Here is a 22,295-nt window from a genome sequence, read left to right as displayed (position 1 = left end):
TAATAAATACTCCTTCTGTTTAAGACAATACTAGTATACCAAAAAAAACTCCAATAAATATTACGCCTTTGTTACATTTATATGTCGTTCTTATAGATAATATTTTTCAAAAATAAATTGAAAAACAGTAATCCATAAAAAATTTAAAATCATCGTCGGTACCAAGCTATAGACTATAAAAATCGACATGTTATCTACTGTCAACCCTACCATAAAAGCCAAAATATAACTACACATTTCAAACAGGAAGGTCAGGACAATCATGGCTAGCATTCGTGTCCAACGATTCAATAAAATAACACTATTCAATTTATGAAGAAAGGCTCCCAATAAGATAAATAAGAGAGTTGCAATCCCTATTAGATGGAAAAAGTAAACATCGTAAACCAAGCCTATCACAAAACAATAGACTAGGTAGAGATACTCTGATACTTCTATCGTCTCAAATAAGAGAAATAGAAAAAGAAAATGACTAGCCAAATGTACATGGGGGAAAAATGAGCCCAGAAGCTGGCTAATATGGGCGTCAATTAGAACAAAGAAAGGGAGCAATAAAAACACTCCAACCCGCTTCAACTGTCTCATTATGAATTCCCCACTAATTCTATCATATCCACATTATGAGTATCTGCGCTCAATTTAACAGTTACTTCTCGTGTCAAATAGTCTGTACTATGCGTTGTGGCAACCACTTCACCTACAGGAATATCAGCAACGTTAAAGTTTCCTAATCCGCCCGTTGTCACCTTATCGCCTGTACTAATATCGCTATTACTATTTAATTGACTAATTTTAAGAACTTCATTTTCCTTGTCGTAGCCAACAATAATGCCATAAATTGTAGTAGAACCATGTTGAATTTTAACAGAAATCTTATCAGCATTTTCCGTATTTGTCAGAAGGTTGACTATAGTAGAGTTCTCCTCCACTTTTGAAACACTCCCAATCAAGCCACCATTGGCAATAGCTAACATGTTCTCAGAAGCCCCTTTTGATTTGCCTGCATCTAAGGTCAACTCCTGCTTCCAAGATACCGGAGAACGCATAATAACATCTGCTGCCAAAGTCTTTGTAGCTTGCAATTTGGACTTCATATCAAGCAATTGGCGCAGTTGTTCATTTTCCGTCTTTAAACTTTCCGCCTCATTTGATTTAACTTCTAATTGGTAAATCTGTTTCTTCAAACTTTCATTTTCATTATAAGTTCGTGTCAAATGAGCCAAATCTGATTTGACAGAATCAAACCACTGAAAAGGTTTTTGAACAACCCTATCAACCAATGAAATTCCATCTCCTAATTTTGTCACAATTGTACTTGAATAAGTCGTCGCCAAGAGAGCTGATACAAGCAGAACAGTGACAAAAACAATAATGACATATTTTGATTTTTTAAAACGGTTCATATCCCTACCTTTATAGCAAAAACTGTTACAGTAACTTTTTATCAATTCCTGAAAGCTACTAAGATTTTAAGAAAAATAAGCAACAACCAAGTGCGATAATAACAAGAATAGTCAGCGTATCCTTTCGAGTCCATTCCAATTGTCGGTATTGACTTCTGCCTTTTCCACCCTGATAACCACGCGCTTCCATAGCGATAGCCAAGGAATCCGCACGTTTTAAACTTGTTGCAAAAAGAGGAATCAAAATAGGAATCATAGCCTTTACTTTTTGAACGATGCTTCCTTCTCCAAAATCCACTCCACGCGCTTTCTGTGCATTCATAATCCGCGTCGTATCATCCATCAAGGTTGGGACAAAACGCAAACTCATAGACAGCATCAATCCAATTTCATGAACTGGAACTTTCACACGCTTTAAAGGTGCTAATAAAGCTTCGACAGCTGATGCCAAACTTAAAGGCATAGTTGTTAAGGTTAACAAAGTTGAAAAGAAAATAATCAATACAAAGCGACAAAAAATAATCCCAGCTTGTTGCAAAGCATAATCCGTGATTCTCACAACCGAAAACTCAAATAAAACATTCCCATTAGAAATGAAAAATAGTTGAAAAATAGTTGTGAAGGCAATCAAGAAAAACATAGACTTCAAGCCCTGAATAAAAAATGAAAGAGATACTCCTGACAAGGCAATAAATATCCCTGTCGCTATAAAAAGAATTAGATTCGTCAAGGGATTATTAGCCCAAAAAACGATTAAAATCAGTAACATCATAGCAAGCAATTTGCTACGTGGATCCAATCGGTGAACAATCGAATTCCCTGGGATATAACGCCCCAAAATCATACTATCCATTTAGCGACTCCTTGAACTCCTCTATCTTAATCGGTAATCGTTTAAATGACACGCCTCTATCAGCCAATCGTTTACAAAAGGCCGTAATTTTAGGTACTCCCAACTGTACTTTTTCCATGAAGACAACATCTTGAAAGACATCACTCGGTTTCCCCCTTTTAACTAAACGTCCCTTTTCCATCACATAGACTTGATTCGCATATTCGGCAACATCATCCATCAAATGTGTTACCAAGACGATGGTCATCCCTGACTGGTGGAGTTTTTTGAACAAGTTCATCAACTCTTTTCTACCCAGAGGATCCAGGCCTGCTGTGGGTTCATCTAAGACTAATACAGCTGGCTCCATGGCAAGTATGCCTGCAATGGCCACACGTCTCATTTGTCCCCCTGACAGCTCAAACGGGCTACGATTTAAAAGTGATTCATCAATTCCAACCAAAGCCAGTTTCTCACGCGCAATCTGTTCCGCATCTTCTTCAGAAACTCCAAAATTTTGCGGTCCAAAAGCAACATCTTTCAAAACCGTTTCTTCAAAAATCTGATTTTCAGCAAACTGAAATACCAAACCAACCTGTTTTCTAATTTGACGAATGTCTTTATTTTTAGAAGTCGAGGTGATTAAGGTATCAAAAACTCGCACACTCCCTTGACTTGGAACCAATAAACCATTTAAGAGTTGTAAAATAGTTGATTTACCGCTACCTGTGTGCCCAATTAAAGCTGTATAAGAACCATCTTCAATCGTCAAAGAAACATCCGACAGAGCTGCTGAAGCTAAGGGAGTCCCTTCTTGATATGTAAAACTCACATTTTCTAGAGCAATTCCCATAGCTTATCCTCTAGCTCACTTTCTGTCAAATAATTTTCAGGTAAATCATAGCCATTCTGGCTCAAGGAATGTTTTAATTGATTGGCAAAAGGATCGTCTAATCCAATTTGTTCTAAATCATTTCGAGAGAAAAGTTCTCTTGGACTACTAGTTGATTCAATTTCCCCTTTTTTCATGACCAATACACGATCACTCATGGCGACTTCTTCCAAATCATGGGTAATAGAAATGACCGTCATATCATAGTCTTTTCGAATTCCTTTTACTGTCTCAATCAGTTCTCTACGCCCCTCAGGATCCAACATACTCGTTGCTTCATCTAGGATTAAAATCGCTGGTCTTAGGGCTACAACACCTGCAATGGCCACACGTTGCTTTTGGCCACCTGATAGACGCGCCGGCTCTCTCTTTTTAAAGTCCAACATACCAACCAAATCCAGAGCTTCTTCCACTCTCTTTTTCATTTCTTGACGAGAAAGTCCCTGATTTTCCAAACCAAAGGCAACATCATCTTCAACAGTCGCTCCAACAAATTGATTGTCTGGATTTTGAAAAACCATACCGATTTGACGACGTATATTCCAAACATTTTCCTCAGTCAAACGTTGCCCATCAATTACAATCTCTCCAGATTCTGCTTCCAGTAAGCCATCAATTAATCGAACCGTCGTTGATTTACCACTACCATTATGCCCTACAATCGAAAGCCATTCTCCACGTTTCACGTGAAACGTAATATCTTTCACATCATAGTATTCCTGACTTTCCTTATAGCGAAAAGAAAGATTTTTTACATCAATTATTGATTTCATTTCGAACCAAATGTCCCTTTAAATACATAGGCACTACCCTTGAAATAATCATAGCCAGAGTAGATAGTGAAAAATAAGGCTACATAAAGTAGAACTTGACCAAGCAAAGTCCAATGTAATAGCAAAAAAATAATCGCAAACATCTGACTGAAAGTTTTAATTTTTCCAGGCATTGCCGCTGCTAAAACCGTTCCACCAGTTTCAACCAATAAAAGCCTTAAACCTGTCACAGCCAACTCTCGACAGATAATCACTGCAACAATCCAAGCCGGAGCCATACCTAACTCAATCAACATAATAAAAGCCGACATAACTAGTAACTTATCCGCCATAGGATCTGCAAATTTACCAAAATTACTGACCACATTCCATTTACGTGCTAAATATCCATCTAAATAGTCGGTAATACTGGCAATAGCAAAGATAATAGCTGCTACTATATGACTCTCTATCGAATTTCCTATCGTTAAAATAAAGATAAAAATAGGTATAAAGAGAATTCGACCTATTGTTAAGAGATTGGGAATTTGTTCTTTTTTCATTCGTTTTTCCTTAATTTTTAGTAAAGGTTACAGTGATTTGTCCAGTCTGCGCTGTTAATTTCGATAAATCAACAGTCTGATTATCTACTGTCAAAGTAACACCTTTGACAACACCTAAGGTAATGGTTACAGGACTTTTAGTTGCAACTGTTGCTTCTGCACTTTTATTATCCGGTGATAAGGTTACACCGCCCTCAAGTTCGCTTTCTGAAACGCTGACCCAACTTGTAACATCTGAAACTGCCAATTGCAATTTAACTGTTTCCTTACTTGTCTTATAAGCGATTTCTACATGATTTCCTTCGCCTGATACACTTATAGTTGATTCTACACTAGAAGAACTGCTAGATGAACTACTACTTGAAGAGTGGGGAACAGAGCTAGTTGAACTTATTGAACTTGTTGATTGAACCACACTGTAATTAGAAAGAGAAGGTCCCTCTGGTTGAGTTTGAATATAGTTCCAAACATAATAGGTCACAAAAATTAAAATCGATAAGGCGAAAAGGATAAAATAAAATAAAGGTAAAAAGGATGTTTTTTTCTTCTTTTTCTTACTTGAACGTCTACGACCTGTCAACTCATCTTCATCAACATCTACTTCCTCATAAGTAATCATACTCCCAGAATCATAAGCATCCAAAACAATTTGGTCATCTAACTCAACAGCCCATGCATATTTTCTCAAGAAAGAACGCGTGTAAAAAGGACTTGGAAGTTGATCGAAATCGTCTGCTTCCATTGCTTCCAACATATCTAACTGGATTTCTGTCTTTTTCTGCAATTCATCTAAACTCAATCCCTGATTGATTCTAGCTAATCGTAAAACCTCACCAATTGTTTTTTTCCTCATACTTGTCATTCCTTCTTTCTAGTGTCTATTATGATAGGTTACTACGATGGGAATATTGTAAAATCAACTATATCCCCTTCATCTATTAAGTGATGCCCTGCTTCAAGGACATCCTCTAAAGTAATTTCCTGTAAAATCTTTGGTAAATCAAAAATTGTCTCACCATGTTCAAAAGCATCATATTGCGTTGCAATAAATTCAAGAGAGTTCATGCTACTGAAAAATTCTCCAAACATCTCTCTTTTGATAATATCTAAATGATCCTCTGTAATATCTAAATCCTTTGTAAAATTACGAATGGCCTTCCTAAATTGATGAGATAAAGCAACTGGCTCTTTCGTATCCATTGTCAACATAACAAAATGAAAACGACTTGTTACTTCAATTTCAAGAGATAAGGAAGCATCTATTTTACCTGATTCATATAACTTTTGAAAACGATCCGAAGTCCAACCAAACATCATTGCAAACAATAATTTTAATAAAACATGATGTCGATAGCAATCCGCCTCAGCAACTTCTCGATTACCTCTAATCCCAATCGCTAGTTTGGGAGAAGATACTTCCATTCTCATACTATCTGTTGGTTTTACATCTTGTAAAAGCAACTTTTCTCTTGCTACTTCCTGAACATCTAAATCTTTCAATTCTTTTCTTTCAAAATGGTCCTGTACTTGCTCTACATCAAAATCACCAACTAAAAACAGAGACATGTTTACAGGTTTGTAAAATCTTGTAAAATTTTCTTGCAAATTAGTTAGATTTATTTGGGAAATGGACTCCTCGCTTCCAACTATATCCGTTGCTAAAGGAGTACCAGGATACAAATTCGCTAAGGTTGAAAAGAATAAACACGAATCTGGATCATCTTGATACATTTCTCGTTCTTGCTGGATAATATCCTGCTCTCTCAAAATGGAATCTTCAGTAAAGTGTGCTGATGTTACCAATTCATCAAGTAAGTCTAAATTCTCTAAGAGATAATCCGTTGCTGAAAAAAGATAGTTTGTTTTTGTAAAGCTTGTAAAGGCATTACTATCTGCACCTAGACTCGTAAAAGCAGACATCAAATCGCTAGCATCTTCTCTTTCAAATAATTTATGTTCAAGAAAATGAGCAATTCCCGCAGGATATTGTTTTACATCTCTGTCAACTTCTGTGACAAGCGTATCTACCGAACCAAACTGGACAGTTACACTCCCGTAAACCTCTTTAAATTCCTTTTTAGGCAAAAGAGCAACTGTCAATCCATTCGACAAACGAGTTCGATAAACCATTTCTTTTACAGCTGGATAGTATTTTTCTTCAAAAACAACCTTTGTCATTCTATTCCTTCCATAAAGTAAATCGCTTGTAGTTTCACATTATTAGCTGCTCTACAAATATCATCTTTGTCAACTTGCTCGAGTTTTGCAATCCAACCTTTAAAGTCTGCTGAAGATTTTCCAAGTAAGGCATTTTGATAAGCACGTTCAATCAATGAACCTTGATTATCTTGAGAAAGCAACAAAGACCGACGAATCATTTCCTTGGTCTGCTCTAGCTCAAGCTCTGTAAAATAACCTTTTTTTAAATCAAGTAATTGATTATTCATCATTTTTCGAGCCTGATTCCTATTTTCTCGATTGATACCAGCATACATCCTCAAAAATCCACTAAATAAATCAAGCTGACTTGAAATAGTATAAGCCAATCCAGCATTTTCACGGACATTTGTAAATAGTTTAGAGTGAGCAAATCCACCAAGTAAACCATTCATTACAATCATGGGTAAATGTTGCTCATCACCATATTCAGAAGGGCAATGATATCCCAACTCTAAAATAGACTGTCCCACATTTTTCCTAACCATGCCCTCTTGCAAGATATTGGAATAAGGTTGGCAATATTGAATCTTCACATCCACTTCTCGACCTTTAAAGCCAAATGATTCTAATACATTTTGAATTTCAACCTCATTAAAGTCACCTAGGAAAAAGAAATCTATTCGATCATTGGCCAAAAATTCTTTGAAACAAGAATAAGAACTTTGTGGAGTTTCAGCTAAAATACGATTTCGTAAATCACTATACTCCAATTGGAGACGTTCGTCATGAAAAAATAACTTGTCTAATTCTTTATGTGAAAAATAAAAAGAATCATCCATATCAGCTGCTAAACTTGCTAGCAATTGTTTTTTCTCAATTTCAAATAAGGCCGAATCAAACCTATTATCAAATACTACGGGTGAAAAAAGAGTTTCTTTTACAAGTTCCAAAACCTGAGAAGTTAGCACATTTTTCTTACTTAAAAACTCATCACGAACATAATTAAATGTCAATTCTACAACATGACTTTGCCCTCTTCTAAAACAATTGGTTGACATATCTGTACCATATAGACTGGCCAAGTGTCTCCTAAAATTTTGAGAAGTGGGGTACATCTGGTTGGCAGTTTCTAGCATACTCGCACTCAACATGCGACCTGCAATCGTATCGAGGGATAATGGAGCGGTAAAACGCACGGTGATTTTATTTGTTTTAAACTTTTTTGATTGGATAAAATGTGTTGAAATTCCATGCACTAACTCCATGATTTACCTCCTTATATACAGACTTCTATTATATCACGAAAACCTGAAATTTTCTTGTTCTCTGTAACGGTTTTGAAATAAAAATCGCTTACATTTCTCCCTATTTCTCTCACTATTTTTAGGAAAATATGGTATAATACCAAAGATTGAGGTGAATTATGGAATACAAACTATTTGAAGAATTTATTACCCTCCAAGCACTACTCAAAGAACTTGGAATTACACATAGCGGAGGAGCTATCAAATCATTTCTCTCTGAACATTCTGTTTACTTTAATGGGGAATTAGAGAGTCGTCGTGGTAAAAAACTTCGTATTGGTGATAAAATTGACATCCCTGACATGAATATTGACATCTTGTTGACACAACCTACTTCTGAGGAGCAAGATGAATACCAAGCTGATAAAGTTGAAAAAGAACGAATCGCTAAACTTGTTAAGGAGATGAATAAAGGAGTAAAAAAAGACAAATCAAAACCTACTTCATCACCCAAAAGCAAACAAGCTCCACGATTTCCTGGTAGATAATCATGTGGCTACAACACCTATCTCTCAAAACTTTTCGTAACTACAAAGAGACGAAAATAGACTTTAATCCTAAATTAAATGTCTTTTTAGGACGCAATGCACAAGGAAAAACAAACATGTTAGAGGCTATCTATTTTTTAGCCTTAACGCGTAGTCATCGAACTCGAACAGATAAAAATCTCATTCATTTTGATGAGGAACAACTTCATCTTTCAGGTCTTGTTCAGAAAAATACGGGATCCATTCCTCTCGAAATCGAACTCACACAAAAAGGACGTGTGACAAAAGTTAATCATTTAAAACAGGCACGACTTTCAGATTATGTAGGATACATGAATGTTGTCTTATTTGCTCCTGAAGATTTACAACTAATTAAAGGAACACCTTCAGTTCGACGAAAATTCATTGATATGGAGCTTGGGCAAATTAAGCCAATCTATTTATCAGATTTAACCAATTATAACCATATCCTAAAACAAAGAAATACCTATTTAAAATCAGCTCAAACAATAGATGAAACCTTCCTTTCAGTACTAGATGATCAGCTAGTCGATTATGGATGTCGTGTAATGAAGCACCGCTTAGATTTCATAAAAAAACTAGAGCATTTTGGGCGTAAGAAACATTTTGAAATCTCTAATCAGATTGAAGAACTGTCAATATCCTATCAATCTTCTGTCAAGCTAACTGACAAAGAAGACTTATCAGAATCTTTCAAAATTGCTTTAGAAAAAAGTAGGTCCAGAGATTTATTTAAAAAGAATACTGGTGTTGGTCCTCATCGAGATGATATTTCTTTTTATATAAATGGGATGGATGCTAGTTTTGGAAGTCAAGGTCAACATCGTAGTCTCGTCCTCTCGATAAAATTAGCAGAAATCGAGTTAATGGAAAGCATTACTACAGAATCTCCAATATTACTGCTTGACGATGTTATGAGCGAACTTGACAACACTAGACAACTAAAATTATTAGAAACGATTTCTCATTCAATCCAAACCTTTATCACAACAACAAGCTTAGACCATCTTCAAAATCTACCAGAAAATCTAAGTATCTTCACTATTCAGGATGGTAAAGTTTTTGTAAATTAAAATTGACAACATTGTAAAAGAACTCCTGTTTCCACGGGAGTTCTTTTCATTGTTTTTTTACATAGAATAATTTGGTGCCTCATTCGTAATTTGTACATCATGAGGATGGCTTTCTTTCAAACCAGCACCAGACATTTCAATAAATTGAGCATTATCGTGTAGTTCTTTAAGGTTAGCTGCACCACAGTAACCCATACCAGAGCGAATACCACCAATCATTTGGAAGACAATATCAGCTGCAGCACCTTTATAAGCAACACGACCTTCAATTCCTTCTGGAACAAGTTTGTTTGCTTCATTGACAGAACCTTGGAAGTAACGATCGCTTGAACCTTTCTTCATAGCAGCAATTGATCCCATACCACGGTAAGTCTTAAACTTACGTCCTTGGAAGATTTCAGTTTCGCCTGGAGCTTCATCAGTTCCAGCAAACATTGATCCAAGCATAACTGCATTTCCACCTGCAGCAAGGGCTTTTACAATATCTCCAGAATACTTGATTCCACCGTCAGCAATAATCGTTTTTCCATATTCACGCGCAACAGCTGCAGCATCGTAGATAGCTGTTACTTGCGGAACACCAACACCAGCAATCACACGAGTAGTACAGATAGAACCTGGTCCAATCCCAACCTTGACAACATCTACACCTGCTTCGTAAAGGGCACGTGCACCTTCAGCAGTTGCAATATTTCCAGCAATCAAAGTACGATCTGGGAAGTGAGCACGAATCTCAGCAATTTTACGCAAGACACCTGCAGAATGACCATGTGCAGTATCAATAACAATCGCATCCGCTCCTGCTTCAAAAAGAGCCTCTGCACGTTCAAATGTATCTGAAGTAACACCTACTGCACCTGCAACTAGAAGACGACCAAACTCATCTTTAGCAGCATTTGGAAACTCAATAACTTTTTCAATATCTTTGATAGTAATCAAACCAGAAAGACGGCCTTCTTCATCTACCAACGGAAGTTTTTCAATACGGTGTTCTTGAAGAATACTCTCAGCTGTTGAAAGATCTGTACCCACAGGAGCAGTCACAAGATTTTCACTAGTCATATGATTTGAGATTGGTTGGTTATAGTCTGAAATAAAACGAAGATCTCGGTTTGTCAAAATACCAACCAATTTACGATTTTCAAGTGTTTCAACAACTGGAACACCACTGATGCGGTAACGACCCATAAGCTCATCTGCTTCAGCAATTGTATGTTCAGGCGTCAAGAAGAAGGGATCAATAATAACTCCATTTTCAGAACGTTTTACCTTACGAACCTCGTCTGCTTGTTGAGCAATTGACATGTTTTTATGGATAACTCCGAGACCGCCTGCACGAGCAATAGCAATGGCCATTTGACTCTCTGTAACTGTGTCCATGGCAGCGGTAATAATTGGGATATTTAAAGTCAAATTATCTGCCAATTTAGTTGTTAAATCTGCATCGTTAGGCAACACATGACTTTCAGCTGGAATAAGCAATACATCATCAAAGGTAAAACCTTTTTTCAAAAATTTAGTGTCCCAATTAGACATTCGAAGTTTCCTCTTTTCTTTCTTTTTGAGCTTGACTCTTTTTATATTGTATCTATCATACCATTCTATAAAAATTTGTCAAATGTTACAGGGGTAAATAAAAAACTATCTTTTCTTCGAGATAGAAATGATAGTTTCTTGTAAAATAAACTTAGTTAAAGTAATGAAGTCCCATTGCCCCTTTAACCTCAGATAGGGTTTGATCTGCAACTTCACGAGCTCTTTCACTACCTTTTTGAAGCATATTATAAACTTCTCCCATATCCTTAGCAAATTCAATACGGCGCTCACGAATAGGACCAAGTTCACGTTCTAATATTTCAAGTAGATAACGCTTGGTCTTCACATCACCAAGACCACCTCGTTGATAATGTTCTTTCATGTCAGCAATTTCTTGAGCATCTTCTGGGCGACCAAAAACATCTAGATAATGGAAAACCATATTTCCCTCAATCTTACCTGGATCTTCCACTCGAATATGATTTGGATCTGTATACATACTCATCACTTTTTTACGCAAAGTATCCGCATCATCAGCTAAATAAATACCGTTATTGAGTGATTTAGACATTTTAGCATTCCCATCCAAACCAGGCAAACGCCCTGCTCTCTCATTTTCTGGATAAATACCTTCTGGTTCTACCAAGACATCACAGTTATATGCATTGTTAAAAGAACGAACAATCTCACGAGTTTGCTCAATCATTGGTTTCTGATCTGTCCCAACAGGAACATAATTGGCCTTAAAGGCTGTGATGTCAGCTGCTTGAGCGATTGGATAGACTAAGAAGCCTGTCGGAATACTTTCTCCAAAGCCTTTCTGAGCAATTTCTGTCTTGACAGTTGGATTACGCTCCAGACGTGCTAATGAAACCAGATTCATATAATACATAGACAACTCAGCCAACTCTGGAATCTGGCTTTGAATAAAGATAGTTGATTTACTTGGATCCAATCCAACTGCAAGATAATCCAAAGCCACATTTCCGATAGACTCTACAATGGTTTGAGGATCTTTGGCATGATCTGTCAAGGCTTGTTGGTCAGCCAAGAACACAAACATATCATACTTATCCTCTTCCTGTAATAATACTCGATTTTTGAGACTTCCAACATAATGTCCAATATGCAATTTACCTGTTGGACGGTCTCCTGTTAAAATAATGGGTTTAGTCATTTTGTTCTCCTTCGACATAGTCACTTCAATTATAGCATTTTTTTAATAAAATAACCGTAATTTATCAAAATAAATCAGTCTTGATGTTTACAGACTTGTGTAAAGGATGCTGTAAATATAATTTACACAAAATTGACAAATAAAAATTTGAATATTTCTGTATTTTCTAGTAGAATAAATATATTACACATATAGGAGAAAAACATTGCTTACAGTATCTGATGTTTCACTACGTTTTAGTGATCGCAAACTTTTTGATGATGTCAATATCAAATTTACAGAAGGAAATACTTACGGATTAATCGGTGCTAATGGTGCCGGAAAATCAACCTTTTTAAAAATTTTAGCTGGAGATATCGAACCTACTACTGGTCATATCTCTCTTGGTCCAGATGAACGTCTCTCTGTTCTTCGTCAAAATCACTTTGACTATGAAGATGAACGTGCCATTGATGTTGTTATCATGGGAAATGAAAAACTTTATAGCATCATGAAAGAGAAAGATGCCATCTACATGAAGGAAGATTTCTCAGACGAAGATGGGGTTCGTGCTGCCGAACTCGAAGGAGAGTTTGCTGAGCTTGGAGGCTGGGAAGCAGAAAGCGAAGCCTCTCAACTCCTTCAAAACCTAAACATTCCAGAAGAATTACACTACCAAAACATGAGCGAATTGGCTAACGGTGAGAAAGTAAAGGTTCTCCTCGCCAAAGCACTTTTTGGTAAACCAGATGTTCTTCTCTTGGACGAGCCTACCAACGGTTTAGATATCCAATCGATTACTTGGTTAGAAGACTTCTTGATTGACTTTGATAACACAGTTATCGTAGTATCCCACGACCGTCACTTCTTAAACAAAGTATGTACTCACATGGCCGACCTTGACTTTGGAAAAATCAAACTCTATGTCGGAAACTACGACTTCTGGAAGGAATCTTCTGAGCTTGCTGCTAAATTGCTAGCAGACCGTAATGCTAAGGCGGAAGAAAAAATTAAGCAACTCCAAGAATTCGTTGCTCGCTTCTCTGCTAACGCATCTAAATCTAAACAAGCAACTTCCCGTAAGAAAATGCTTGATAAGATTGAACTTGAAGAAATTGTACCATCTAGTCGTAAATATCCATTTATCAACTTTAAAGCAGAACGTGAAATCGGTAATGATCTCTTGACAGTAGAAAATCTAACTGTAAAGATTGATGGTGAGACTATTTTAGATAATATCAGCTTTATCTTGCGTCCAGGTGATAAGACAGCGCTTATTGGTCAAAATGACATCCAAACGACTGCATTGATTCGTGCAATCATGGGAGACATTGACTATGAAGGAACTGTCAAGTGGGGAGTTACTACTAGCCGTTCTTACTTGCCAAAAGATAACTCGGCAGATTTTGCAGGAGGAGAGTCAATCCTTGACTGGTTGCGTCAATTCGCAAGTAAAGAAGAAGATGACAATACTTTCCTACGTGGCTTCCTCGGCCGTATGCTCTTCTCTGGAGATGAGGTTAACAAACCTGTAAACGTCTTGTCAGGGGGAGAAAAAGTCCGCGTCATGCTTTCAAAACTTATGCTCTTGAAATCAAATGTCCTTGTACTTGATGATCCAACCAATCACTTGGACTTGGAATCTATCTCAAGCTTGAATGATGGATTGAAAAACTTTAAAGAATCAATCATCTTTGCCAGCCATGACCACGAGTTTATTCAAACTCTAGCTAACCATATCATTGTCTTATCTAAAAATGGCGTCATTGACCGTATCGATGAAACCTATGATGAATTCCTAGAAAATTCAGAAGTACAAGCAAAAGTTAAAGAACTTTGGAAAGACTAAATAAAACTTCAAAACTCAGTTGGGTTAACCAGCTGAGTTTTCTAACATTTTATGAGGTAACATGAAATTATTTTTTAAAACATATTGGACCTATTTTGTTTCTTTCATCATTCCCATAATCATTATGATAGGAGTATATCTATGTCAAGGTATCTACTGGAATAGCGACAACTCTCCTCTATTAGGAGATGGCTTTCATCAATACGTTATTTTTGATGTAGCCTTACGAAATATCCTACATGGAAATGGTAGTCTATCTTACACCTTTACAAGTGGCCTCGGATTAAATTTCTATGCCCTATCTAGTTATTACTTAGGAAGTTTCCTTTCACCTCTAGTTTACTTTTTTGATCTAACTAATATGCCAGATACTGTCTATCTGACAACTCTCTTAAAATTTGGATTGATTGGACTGTCAACTTATTTTAGTTTAAATAAATTATTTCAATCGATTCCTAATCCTTTAAAACTAGCTTTATCTACTTCCTATGCTCTGATGAGTTTCACTATCAGTCAATTAGAGATAAAAACCTGGCTAGATGTTTTTATCTTGATTCCTTTAATTATCACTGGTTTACACCTACTTATAACTGAAAAGAAACTCCTTTTGTACTTTACAAGTCTGTCAATCTTATTTATTCAAAATTATTATTTTGGATATATGACAGTATTGTTTCTTATTTTCTGGTATCTCTGCCAAATTTCTTGGGACTTTAAAACTCGAAAATCATCTTTTCCTGATTTCATAGTTATCTCCTTTTTAGCTGGTATGGCTAGTTTGATTATGACTCTTCCCACTCTGTTTGATTTACAGACACATGGGGAAAAATTAACTGAAGTTACAAAGTTTCAAACTGAAAGTAGCTGGTATCTTGATCTTTTTGCTAAGCAATTCATTGGTTCCTTTGATACAACCAAGTATGGGGCTATTCCAATGATTTTTGTAGGGCTACTTCCCTTTATTTTGACTATTTTATTTTTTACACTGAAAACTATTAAGTTTCACGTGAAACTTATCTATGCAATCTTCTTTACATTTCTAATTGCAAGCTTTTATATTGAAGCTCTTGATTTATTTTGGCAAGGCATGCATACTCCAAACATGTTTTTACATCGCTATGCTTGGATTTTCTCTACCTTGTTAATTTACACAGCAGCGGAAGTCTTAAATCGTCTGAAAGAAATTAAAATCTGGAACTTTTTAGTTTCGCTTTTTCTTATAGTAACAGGATTTTTAGCTACCATCTATCTAAAATCACATTATTCTTTTTTAACAGATTTGAATATTCTGCTGACTCTTGAATTTTTGATTGTCTATTCGCTTTTACTCCTTGCAGTTATCAAAAAGTTTATATCTGTGAATCTGTTTGCCATTCTAATCTCTTTATTTATAATAGTTGAAATAAGTTTAAATGCTTCATCTCAAATGGACGGAATTGCTAAAGAATGGGGCTTTGCTTCTCGAAGTGCATATAATCGAGATATCCCAGCTATGGAATCTTTCTCAACATATATTGGAAATCAATTTACTCGTACTGAGAAACTAGAGACTCAGACAGGAAATGACAGTATGAAATTCAACTACAATGGAATCTCTCAATTTTCATCTGTTCGAAATCGTTCAGCAAGCTCTACTTTGGATAAACTTGGGTTTAAATCCTCTGGGACTAATCTCAATCTCCGCTATGCAAATAATAGTATTTTGGCTGATAGTTTATTTGGTATCCAGTACAATATCTCAGACAGTCCTATTGATAAGTATGGTTTTAAAGATATCTATCAAAAAGATAATCTTACCCTATATGAAAATCAGTTCTCTCTTCCGATTGCCTTTGCTAGTCAATCTGTTTACAATGATGCCAAGTTCAATGAACATACCTTGGATAATCAATCCTCGTTTTTAAATCAACTTGCTAACGTCAATTTTGATTATTTTTCTCCAATACCCTATGAAAAAACAGAGAATACTGATGATTTGATTAGTGTTACAAGTTCTTCAAATGAGGATGCAGCAATCCAATATCAAATTGAAGTGCCAGAAAACAGTCAAGTTTATCTTTCTTTCACAAACCTTCACTTTTCTAATGACAAACAAAAAAAGGTTAACATCCTTGTAAATGGTGAAAAAAAGACTTTTACAACTGATAATGTCTTCTCCTTCTTTAATCTAGGATATACTAAAGAGAAAAAAACTTTCAATATCAATGTTAGTTTCCCTGAAAATTCACAAGTATCATTTGAATCTCCTACCTTCTATCGTTTAGATACCAAAACTTTCACCGAGGCAATTCAAAAAATTAAAGAACAACCTGTCACAGTATCAACTTCTAAAAACAAGGTTTTTGCTACATATGATGTCCAACAAGATACATCTATTTTCTTCACCATTCCTTATGACAAAGGTTGGTCTGCCTACCAAGATGGTAAGAAAATAGAAATTAAACAAGCTCAAACTGGCCTTATGAAAGTTGATGTTCCTAAGGGGAAAGGAACTATTACACTTTCCTTCATTCCCAATGGTTTTATTACTGGAGCAATCTGTTCCTTTACTTCTCTCTTACTATTTGGAATCTATAATCACAGACGAAAGTCATCTAAGGCATAAAAAAATCGACCAGTTGGTCGATTTTTTAATCTTCCTCCATTTTCTTAGGTTGATAGGCTAGCATACCTAAACCAGTAAATAGGGCTAATATCACAACAAGGAAAATGACTTGATGATGAATATTTCCTGTCATAGAAATTGTTTGTCGTAATCCCGAAACTGAATAACTCATTGGTAACCAAGGATTAATGGCTCTAAAGAAATCATTTGTCAAGGCAAGTGGATAAGTACCTGCACTTGATGCTAACTGTAATAAAAGCAAAATAAGAGAAAAGAAAGCTCCTATACGGCTATTCCATGTTGTTAAAGCGGTCACCATGGACATGAATACTAAACTTGTTAGGATGATGAGAATAAATGTTCTCATCTCATGATTAGCCGTTAGACCAATAAGATGAACTCCTCCATATACCAAAATCACTGCTAAAATAGCTATAATACCATTTATTTCAGCTCGAGATTTCAGCCAAGCCCAACGACTCTCTGGATGACGACCTGAAGGTAATTTAGCAAAAATCATATTTGTTGATAATGAAGCGACAAAGAGAGCGACTGATATCATATAAGGAGCCATAGCAATTCCATTTACAGGAACTTGGTCATTGTCAGTTTTGGCGAGACTGAGAGGATTTGACAAAATCACTGCATTTTTAGATTCCGTTGATGCTGATTTAAGTTGATCACTAGCATTACTTAGTTCTTGTCCTAAAGAAGCAGCTCCTGTCTGTAAACCTTCCAATCCAGAAGTTAACTTTGTTCCACCTTCTGTTAGTTTCCCAGATCCATCTGCCAATTTATTAGCTCCATTCTCTAATTGAGAAGCACCTGAAAGTAACTGACTGGATTTGTCTGCTAATTTCCCAGATCCTGATTGTAATTTATCAATTCCTGCTATCAATTCTTGACTCTTTTGATTCAATTCATTAGAGCCATTTGATAATTTTTCAATACCAGACACTAATTCTGGAGTTTTTTCAACTAATTGACCAACTCCTGTTGTCAAGCTAGAAGATTTTTGTGTCAAGATGTTTGAGCCTGAAACTAGTTGATCCAAACTACTTGTCAAGGTGGCATTCTTTTCACTTAGTTGATTTGCGCCCTGAGAAACTTTATCAACACCTGCAATATATGCGTTTACACCTAGTGCAATCGACTGACTAGCAGGAACTAATTTACTCGTCACTGCTCCCTGTATTTCTGTTAATCCACTTGACAATCCTGTCAAAGAAGTAGAAGCAAGCGGTAATACTTGATTAGCTTGATTTTTTAAAGTCGAAAGATTAGAAGATTGATTTTGTAAGTTTTCTAAACTTCCCTGTAAACCTTGTACTAAAGCTACAATTGACTGAGCCGATTGAATACTATCAGTCGAATTTTGAGATACAGAAGCGCTTATCTCAGCTTGTTGCTCACTTGTCAATGATTGATAAGCTGCTGTCGATTGAATATTAGCTAATGTAGTTGCTTTTTCAGACTGAGCACTTGCTAACATTTGATTAGAAAGAGATGCTATACTTGATAAAACAGAATCTAATTGTTTTGTATCTCCAACATCAATATTTTGAATAGCTTGATTTAACTGATTTAGACCGGAAGATAATTGATTAATTTGATCTTTTTGCTCAGACGAAGCATCTAACTTGCTAGAAAGTTGTTGAATCCCTTCATTTAATTGCTCCACACCCATTCGAAGTGTAGCTGATTGATTAGATAACTGATTAGCACCTGTTGCAAGATTTCCCACTCCATTTGTATAGGCACTAACACCAGATGAGAATTGATTCAGACCAACATTGAGTTTAGAAACACCGCCAGTATAGGACTCTACACCAGTATATAGTTGATTGATTCCTCCTACCAATTCAGGACTTTTAGAAGATAATTGACCTAATCCACTATCTAATTGACTCACTGCACCAGTATATGTAACTAAACCACTATTAAAATTCCCTAAGCCAAGATGAAGTTGTTCGACACCAGAAACATAAGAGGATAATCCTCTAGTAAACTGCTCCGTTCCATTTGAAAATCTTAAACTTGAAGCTGCTAAAGAGTGTAGGTTAGTAGTTAATGTTTGACTTCCTGCCACTAACTGATTCGCCCCATCAGTTAATTTTTCACTACCAGAAGCTGCTTGACTCATTCCATCCTTTAAATCAACCATTTTGTTAAATAAAGCCTTAGTATAGGTCTCGGTTACATTGGTAGAAACATTCTGCTTTAATTGTGTCATCGCAGAATCGCTCATCTTGCTGGCAATAAAACTATGACCACTTGAAGTCTGATAATCGATTTGCATTTGCTCTGGATGATCCGTTAAAATAGAAGCTGCTTTTTCAGATAAATCACTTGGTAAAGTCACTACCATATAGTAATCGCCATCTTCCAATCCCTTCTTTCCTTCCTCTTCATCTACAAAATGAAAATCCAAGGTTTTATTTTCTTTTAAATTGGACACCATGTCTTTTCCTATTGCCATAGTATTACCATTATAGGAAGCCTCTTTATCATTATTGACAACTGCCACAGGTAAGTCAGACAATTGACCATATGGATCCCACATTGATGACAAAAATATGATATTGTACAGAGCTGGAATAAGAGAAATCCCTATCATGACAATAATAAAGGTTGGTTTTTTAAAAATTGCTTTCCATTCTTTAAACATAGATTCTCCTTTTTTAAACATATTGTCTAAAATTTTGATATAATAGATTATACATTAAAAAATCTAAATTACAAGATAAAAAATCCATTTTTTAGACAGATAGTCTAATTTGTTTACAAGGAGGAAATATGCAAGAAAGTAACAAACGCTTAAAAACAAAGCGAACTATTGAAAATGCTATGGTACAATTACTGATGGAACAGCCATTTGATCAAATTTCTACTGTCAAGCTAGCAGAAAAAGCCGGAATTAGTCGTTCCAGCTTCTATACTCACTATAAGGATAAGTATGATATGATCGAGCACTATCAAAGCAAACTATTCCATACATTTGAATATATTTTTCAAAAACATACTCATCACAAAAGAGAAGCTATTTTAGAAGTATTTGAATATCTGGAGTCAGAACCACTTCTGGCTTCCCTTCTTTCTGAAAATGGGACTAAAGAAATCCAAAATTTCTTACGAAATAAACTTCATATCATGCTCAGTACAGATTTACAAAAGCGATTTATTCAACTAAATCTAAACACCACTGAATTAGAATATAGTAGCATCTATCTAACTCATGCACTTTTTGGTGTCTGTCAAACTTGGATTGCACATGGAAAAAAAGAAAGTCCTCAAGAAATAACAGACTTCCTTATGAAGATGCTTGGTGATGCAAATTGATATAAAAAGAGGAACACAGATGTGTTCCCTTTTATCTATACTCCGCCAGTAGGACTCGAACCTACGACATCATGATTAACAGTCATGCGCTACTACCAACTGAGCTATGGCGGATAAAATAGTCCGTACGGGATTCGAACCCGTGTTACCGCCGTGAAAAGGCGGTGTCTTAACCCCTTGACCAACGGACCTTCTATCTGTAGCAGATATAACCATTATATCAATTTCTTGCTAATTGTCAATCACTTTTGAGATTTTTTCTCTAAAATATCTTTTAATTTTCTAATTTTTAATCTTGAAATAGGACAACGATGGTCTTCATAGAAAACAATTTCTAAGTTTTTTCGATCAATCTCTCTGATATTGCCTATATTTACCAAAAATGACTTATGAGGAGAATAAAATCGCTGAGTATGTTTGTCCTTTTCCTGAATATCTGTCATGGTACCGTAAAACTCTTTGGCAAAATTCTTACCAATAATGCGCAATTTATGAGAGACTCCTGTCGTTTCAATATACAAAATATCATGGTAAGGGATTTTTAAATCATTTCCCTTGTAATTGTAGTCAAAATAGTCTACAACATCTTCATTTTCAAGTAACATACTCTTCGTGTAGAAGATATTTTGCTCAATTCTCTTCTTAAACATCTCATCATTGATATCCTTATCAACAAAATCTAGGGCTGATACCTGGTATTTATAGGTCAGAGTCGCAAACTCTGATCGACTGGTGATAAAGACGATAATAGCGTAAGGATTGTAATGACGAATGAGCTGAGCCACTTCAAATCCCTTTTTCTCAATTCCATGAATATCAATATCTAGGAAATAAAGCTGATTTACTTCATCGTTTTCAATGTATTCTTCAAATTCACGGACTTTTCCCGTTGTCTTGTATGATATTGGAATATTCGATTCTTTCGAAATTTCATCCAATATTCTCTCTAGTCTCACTTGATGTTCAATAACATCTTCTAAAATTAAAACTTTCATTCAAATTCCCTCTTACATCTAATGATTTGTCTAAATGTACTGCCTTCCATCTCTGTTTCTAAAATAATATTGTTGTACTTATTTAGTAGTTCTTTTACATTATTTAATCCGACTCCGCGATTTCTTCCCTTAGTAGAGAATCCTAAGGCAAATAGATCTCCTGAAGGAGTCATCGTCATTTTACATGAATTCTGAATCACAATAACTGTTTCAGTTTCCATCTTAATAACTGCTACTTCCATCTGCTTTTTATAGCTATCAGCTGAACCTTCAACAGCATTGTTCAATAAAACACTCATGATACGAACCAAATCCAATAGTTCGATTGGGAGCTTGGTAATCGTATCTTTTACTTCCAGTGTAAACTCTACACCATTATTTCGAGCATAGACAATGGACTGAGCAACCAAACTTCGTAAAGCTGAATCTTCTATGTTGTTCAAATCAAAGTAAGTGTACTTATCTGAACGCAGTTTATGATTGGCTTTGACCAAAACTTCATTGTAAACTCTGTCAATTTCCTGTAAATCACCACTGTCAATTGCCATCTGCATACTGACAAGCATTCCAGCATAGTCATGTCGAAAACCACGGATTTCATTATACAGTCCGACAATTTCGTCTGTATAGTTTTGTAAATGTTTCTGTTCAAATTTCTTCTGCTTCAAAGCAATCTCTTTCTCCATTTGTTCTTTATGCGAATTCATTGCAAAGAAGGTCAAAAGGAGAGAAATAAAGACAATAGATGACAAAATACTTCCAAAACTATTCAAATGTTTAACCGTACTTACCATATCTGAAACGAAAGATGCAGTATGGAGCAGTAGTAAAGCAAACAATACTTTTTTCAAGAAAGGATAAAGGTAGTCCTTATCAAAATAGGCTAGTTCTAGATGGAAATAATGAATGATTTTTAAGATAACAACATAAGTCAATACCGTTACAACGAAAAAGAATGGGTCATGATATTGTAAAACAAAATTATCTCCTGTTATAGAAGAGAAAGTTACGGACAGAAAGTTATGAGTGCTCTCATATAAAAGTGCTAGTAGTAAACTTAGGAATAATCCTCTATCCCTCTCATACTGTTTCATCCATCGAAAATAGAAATATAATCCCAAAGGAAATAAAAATCTTTCAATCCCTGCCCCATCTAAATGTAGAAGATAAAAGGAAAGTTCAAGTACTGCTTCTACTAATAATATATAGATACAAAAAAAATATAGTTCCTTTGATTTTATTTGACCTTTACAAATTAAACGGTAACTGTGACTAATAATTAAAAAATGACCAATAACTGTCCCAAATCCAAATAAATTCATTACTC

Annotated in this window: 19 protein-coding genes and 2 tRNA genes; 5 read left to right on the top strand and 16 right to left on the bottom strand. The window is 35.6% G+C overall.

Annotation, left to right across the window (positions count from 1 at the left end):
- Positions 1-90: 90 nt before the first annotated feature.
- Genes mreD through HT724_RS01360 form a run of 9 tightly spaced genes read right to left on the bottom strand, consistent with a single transcriptional unit; the run spans position 91 to position 7,867 of the window.
- Complete coding sequence (gene mreD, locus HT724_RS01400) at positions 91-585, bottom strand: rod shape-determining protein MreD (RefSeq protein ID WP_173275998.1); 495 nt, start codon at positions 583-585, stop codon at positions 91-93.
- Entirely contained in the window at positions 585-1,403 is an 819-nt protein-coding gene (mreC, locus tag HT724_RS01395; RefSeq protein WP_173275995.1) for a rod shape-determining protein MreC, read from the bottom strand. Before mreC ends, mreD begins: the two co-directional genes overlap by 1 nt.
- 58 nt (positions 1,404-1,461) lie before the next feature.
- Positions 1,462-2,256 (bottom strand): energy-coupling factor transporter transmembrane protein EcfT, encoded by a 795-nt coding sequence (locus tag HT724_RS01390; protein ID WP_173275992.1) that lies wholly within the window; start codon positions 2,254-2,256, stop codon positions 1,462-1,464.
- Entirely contained in the window at positions 2,249-3,088 is an 840-nt protein-coding gene (locus HT724_RS01385) for an energy-coupling factor transporter ATPase (RefSeq protein WP_173275990.1), read from the bottom strand. Before HT724_RS01385 ends, HT724_RS01390 begins: the two co-directional genes overlap by 8 nt.
- The gene (locus HT724_RS01380) at positions 3,073-3,900 is read right to left on the bottom strand and encodes an energy-coupling factor ABC transporter ATP-binding protein (RefSeq protein WP_173275987.1); all 828 of its coding nucleotides are present in this window, start codon (positions 3,898-3,900) and stop codon (positions 3,073-3,075) included. The genes HT724_RS01385 and HT724_RS01380 overlap by 16 nt, the downstream gene beginning before the upstream one ends.
- Positions 3,897-4,442, bottom strand: a complete 546-nt coding sequence (gene pgsA, locus HT724_RS01375) for a CDP-diacylglycerol--glycerol-3-phosphate 3-phosphatidyltransferase (protein ID WP_000712127.1) — start codon at positions 4,440-4,442, stop codon at positions 3,897-3,899. The genes HT724_RS01380 and pgsA overlap by 4 nt, the downstream gene beginning before the upstream one ends.
- A 10-nt stretch (positions 4,443-4,452) precedes the next feature.
- Entirely contained in the window at positions 4,453-5,295 is an 843-nt protein-coding gene (gene rodZ, locus HT724_RS01370) for a cytoskeleton protein RodZ (protein ID WP_173275984.1), read from the bottom strand.
- 41 nt (positions 5,296-5,336) lie between these two features.
- Positions 5,337-6,620, bottom strand: coding sequence for a pitrilysin family protein (locus tag HT724_RS01365; RefSeq protein ID WP_173275981.1), 1,284 nt, complete (start codon positions 6,618-6,620; stop codon positions 5,337-5,339).
- Positions 6,617-7,867: a pitrilysin family protein gene (locus tag HT724_RS01360; protein WP_173275978.1), complete on the bottom strand. Its 1,251-nt coding sequence runs from the start codon at positions 7,865-7,867 to the stop codon at positions 6,617-6,619. Before HT724_RS01360 ends, HT724_RS01365 begins: the two co-directional genes overlap by 4 nt.
- Positions 7,868-8,025: 158 nt before the next feature.
- Here HT724_RS01360 and yaaA point away from each other — a divergent pair, with 158 nt between their 5' ends.
- Entirely contained in the window at positions 8,026-8,394 is a 369-nt protein-coding gene (gene yaaA, locus HT724_RS01355; RefSeq protein WP_004255298.1) for a S4 domain-containing protein YaaA, read from the top strand.
- A 2-nt stretch (positions 8,395-8,396) separates the two neighbouring features.
- Positions 8,397-9,488: a DNA replication/repair protein RecF gene (recF, locus tag HT724_RS01350; protein ID WP_173275975.1), complete on the top strand. Its 1,092-nt coding sequence runs from the start codon at positions 8,397-8,399 to the stop codon at positions 9,486-9,488.
- A 57-nt stretch (positions 9,489-9,545) separates the two neighbouring features.
- On the opposite strand, the gene guaB is transcribed toward recF, so the two are convergent.
- Both guaB and trpS read right to left on the bottom strand, forming a co-directional pair.
- The gene (guaB, locus tag HT724_RS01345; RefSeq protein WP_000073430.1) at positions 9,546-11,024 is read right to left on the bottom strand and encodes an IMP dehydrogenase; all 1,479 of its coding nucleotides are present in this window, start codon (positions 11,022-11,024) and stop codon (positions 9,546-9,548) included.
- 151 nt (positions 11,025-11,175) lie between these two features.
- The gene (gene trpS, locus HT724_RS01340) at positions 11,176-12,201 is read right to left on the bottom strand and encodes a tryptophan--tRNA ligase (protein ID WP_173275971.1); all 1,026 of its coding nucleotides are present in this window, start codon (positions 12,199-12,201) and stop codon (positions 11,176-11,178) included.
- A 205-nt stretch (positions 12,202-12,406) separates the two neighbouring features.
- Between trpS and HT724_RS01335 the strand changes: the two genes are divergently transcribed.
- Entirely contained in the window at positions 12,407-14,029 is a 1,623-nt protein-coding gene (locus tag HT724_RS01335; protein ID WP_173275968.1) for an ATP-binding cassette domain-containing protein, read from the top strand.
- Between the two features lie 61 nt (positions 14,030-14,090).
- Positions 14,091-16,634: a YfhO family protein gene (locus tag HT724_RS01330; protein WP_173275965.1), complete on the top strand. Its 2,544-nt coding sequence runs from the start codon at positions 14,091-14,093 to the stop codon at positions 16,632-16,634.
- 25 nt (positions 16,635-16,659) lie between these two features.
- Here the strand turns inward: HT724_RS01330 and HT724_RS01325 are convergent, their stop codons facing one another.
- Positions 16,660-19,302 carry a YhgE/Pip domain-containing protein gene (locus tag HT724_RS01325; RefSeq protein WP_173275962.1) on the bottom strand — a complete coding sequence of 881 codons (2,643 nt, stop codon included), beginning with the start codon at positions 19,300-19,302 and terminating at the stop codon, positions 16,660-16,662.
- 128 nt (positions 19,303-19,430) lie between these two features.
- On the opposite strand from HT724_RS01325, the gene HT724_RS01320 reads away from it, so the two are divergent.
- Positions 19,431-19,973 carry a TetR-like C-terminal domain-containing protein gene (locus HT724_RS01320; protein ID WP_173275959.1) on the top strand — a complete coding sequence of 181 codons (543 nt, stop codon included), beginning with the start codon at positions 19,431-19,433 and terminating at the stop codon, positions 19,971-19,973.
- A 40-nt stretch (positions 19,974-20,013) separates the two neighbouring features.
- On the opposite strand, the gene HT724_RS01315 is transcribed toward HT724_RS01320, so the two are convergent.
- The 4 genes from HT724_RS01315 to comD form a co-directional block, all read right to left on the bottom strand.
- Positions 20,014-20,087, bottom strand: a tRNA-Asn gene (locus HT724_RS01315).
- Between the two features lie 5 nt (positions 20,088-20,092).
- A tRNA-Glu gene (locus HT724_RS01310) sits at positions 20,093-20,164 on the bottom strand.
- 51 nt (positions 20,165-20,215) lie between these two features.
- On the bottom strand, positions 20,216-20,968 hold the full coding sequence (gene comE / locus HT724_RS01305) for a competence system response regulator transcription factor ComE (RefSeq protein ID WP_000866065.1): 753 nt from the start codon (positions 20,966-20,968) through the stop codon (positions 20,216-20,218).
- On the bottom strand, positions 20,965-22,290 hold the full coding sequence (comD, locus tag HT724_RS01300; RefSeq protein WP_173275956.1) for a competence system sensor histidine kinase ComD: 1,326 nt from the start codon (positions 22,288-22,290) through the stop codon (positions 20,965-20,967). Before comD ends, comE begins: the two co-directional genes overlap by 4 nt.
- Positions 22,291-22,295: the final 5 nt, after the last annotated feature.

This window comes from Streptococcus sp. k-402, assembly GCF_013277515.1.
Lineage (GTDB): Bacteria > Bacillota > Bacilli > Lactobacillales > Streptococcaceae > Streptococcus.
This window is presented reverse-complemented; position numbering and strand designations above follow the sequence as displayed.

Excerpts from the sequence above, each read along its gene's own strand:
- mreD (WP_173275998.1), bottom strand. The coding sequence starts at position 585 with ATGAGACAGTTGAAGCGGGTTGGAGTGTTTTTATTGCTCCCTTTCTTT.
- mreC (WP_173275995.1), bottom strand. The coding sequence starts at position 1,403 with ATGAACCGTTTTAAAAAATCAAAATATGTCATTATTGTTTTTGTCACT.
- HT724_RS01390 (WP_173275992.1), bottom strand. The coding sequence starts at position 2,256 with ATGGATAGTATGATTTTGGGGCGTTATATCCCAGGGAATTCGATTGTT.
- HT724_RS01385 (WP_173275990.1), bottom strand. The coding sequence starts at position 3,088 with ATGGGAATTGCTCTAGAAAATGTGAGTTTTACATATCAAGAAGGGACT.
- HT724_RS01380 (WP_173275987.1), bottom strand. The coding sequence starts at position 3,900 with ATGAAATCAATAATTGATGTAAAAAATCTTTCTTTTCGCTATAAGGAA.
- pgsA (WP_000712127.1), bottom strand. The coding sequence starts at position 4,442 with ATGAAAAAAGAACAAATTCCCAATCTCTTAACAATAGGTCGAATTCTC.
- rodZ (WP_173275984.1), bottom strand. The coding sequence starts at position 5,295 with ATGAGGAAAAAAACAATTGGTGAGGTTTTACGATTAGCTAGAATCAAT.
- HT724_RS01365 (WP_173275981.1), bottom strand. The coding sequence starts at position 6,620 with ATGACAAAGGTTGTTTTTGAAGAAAAATACTATCCAGCTGTAAAAGAA.
- HT724_RS01360 (WP_173275978.1), bottom strand. The coding sequence starts at position 7,867 with ATGGAGTTAGTGCATGGAATTTCAACACATTTTATCCAATCAAAAAAG.
- yaaA (WP_004255298.1), top strand. The coding sequence starts at position 8,026 with ATGGAATACAAACTATTTGAAGAATTTATTACCCTCCAAGCACTACTC.
- recF (WP_173275975.1), top strand. The coding sequence starts at position 8,397 with ATGTGGCTACAACACCTATCTCTCAAAACTTTTCGTAACTACAAAGAG.
- guaB (WP_000073430.1), bottom strand. The coding sequence starts at position 11,024 with ATGTCTAATTGGGACACTAAATTTTTGAAAAAAGGTTTTACCTTTGAT.
- trpS (WP_173275971.1), bottom strand. The coding sequence starts at position 12,201 with ATGACTAAACCCATTATTTTAACAGGAGACCGTCCAACAGGTAAATTG.
- HT724_RS01330 (WP_173275965.1), top strand. The coding sequence starts at position 14,091 with ATGAAATTATTTTTTAAAACATATTGGACCTATTTTGTTTCTTTCATC.
- HT724_RS01325 (WP_173275962.1), bottom strand. The coding sequence starts at position 19,302 with ATGTTTAAAGAATGGAAAGCAATTTTTAAAAAACCAACCTTTATTATT.
- HT724_RS01320 (WP_173275959.1), top strand. The coding sequence starts at position 19,431 with ATGCAAGAAAGTAACAAACGCTTAAAAACAAAGCGAACTATTGAAAAT.
- comE (WP_000866065.1), bottom strand. The coding sequence starts at position 20,968 with ATGAAAGTTTTAATTTTAGAAGATGTTATTGAACATCAAGTGAGACTA.
- comD (WP_173275956.1), bottom strand. The coding sequence starts at position 22,290 with ATGAATTTATTTGGATTTGGGACAGTTATTGGTCATTTTTTAATTATT.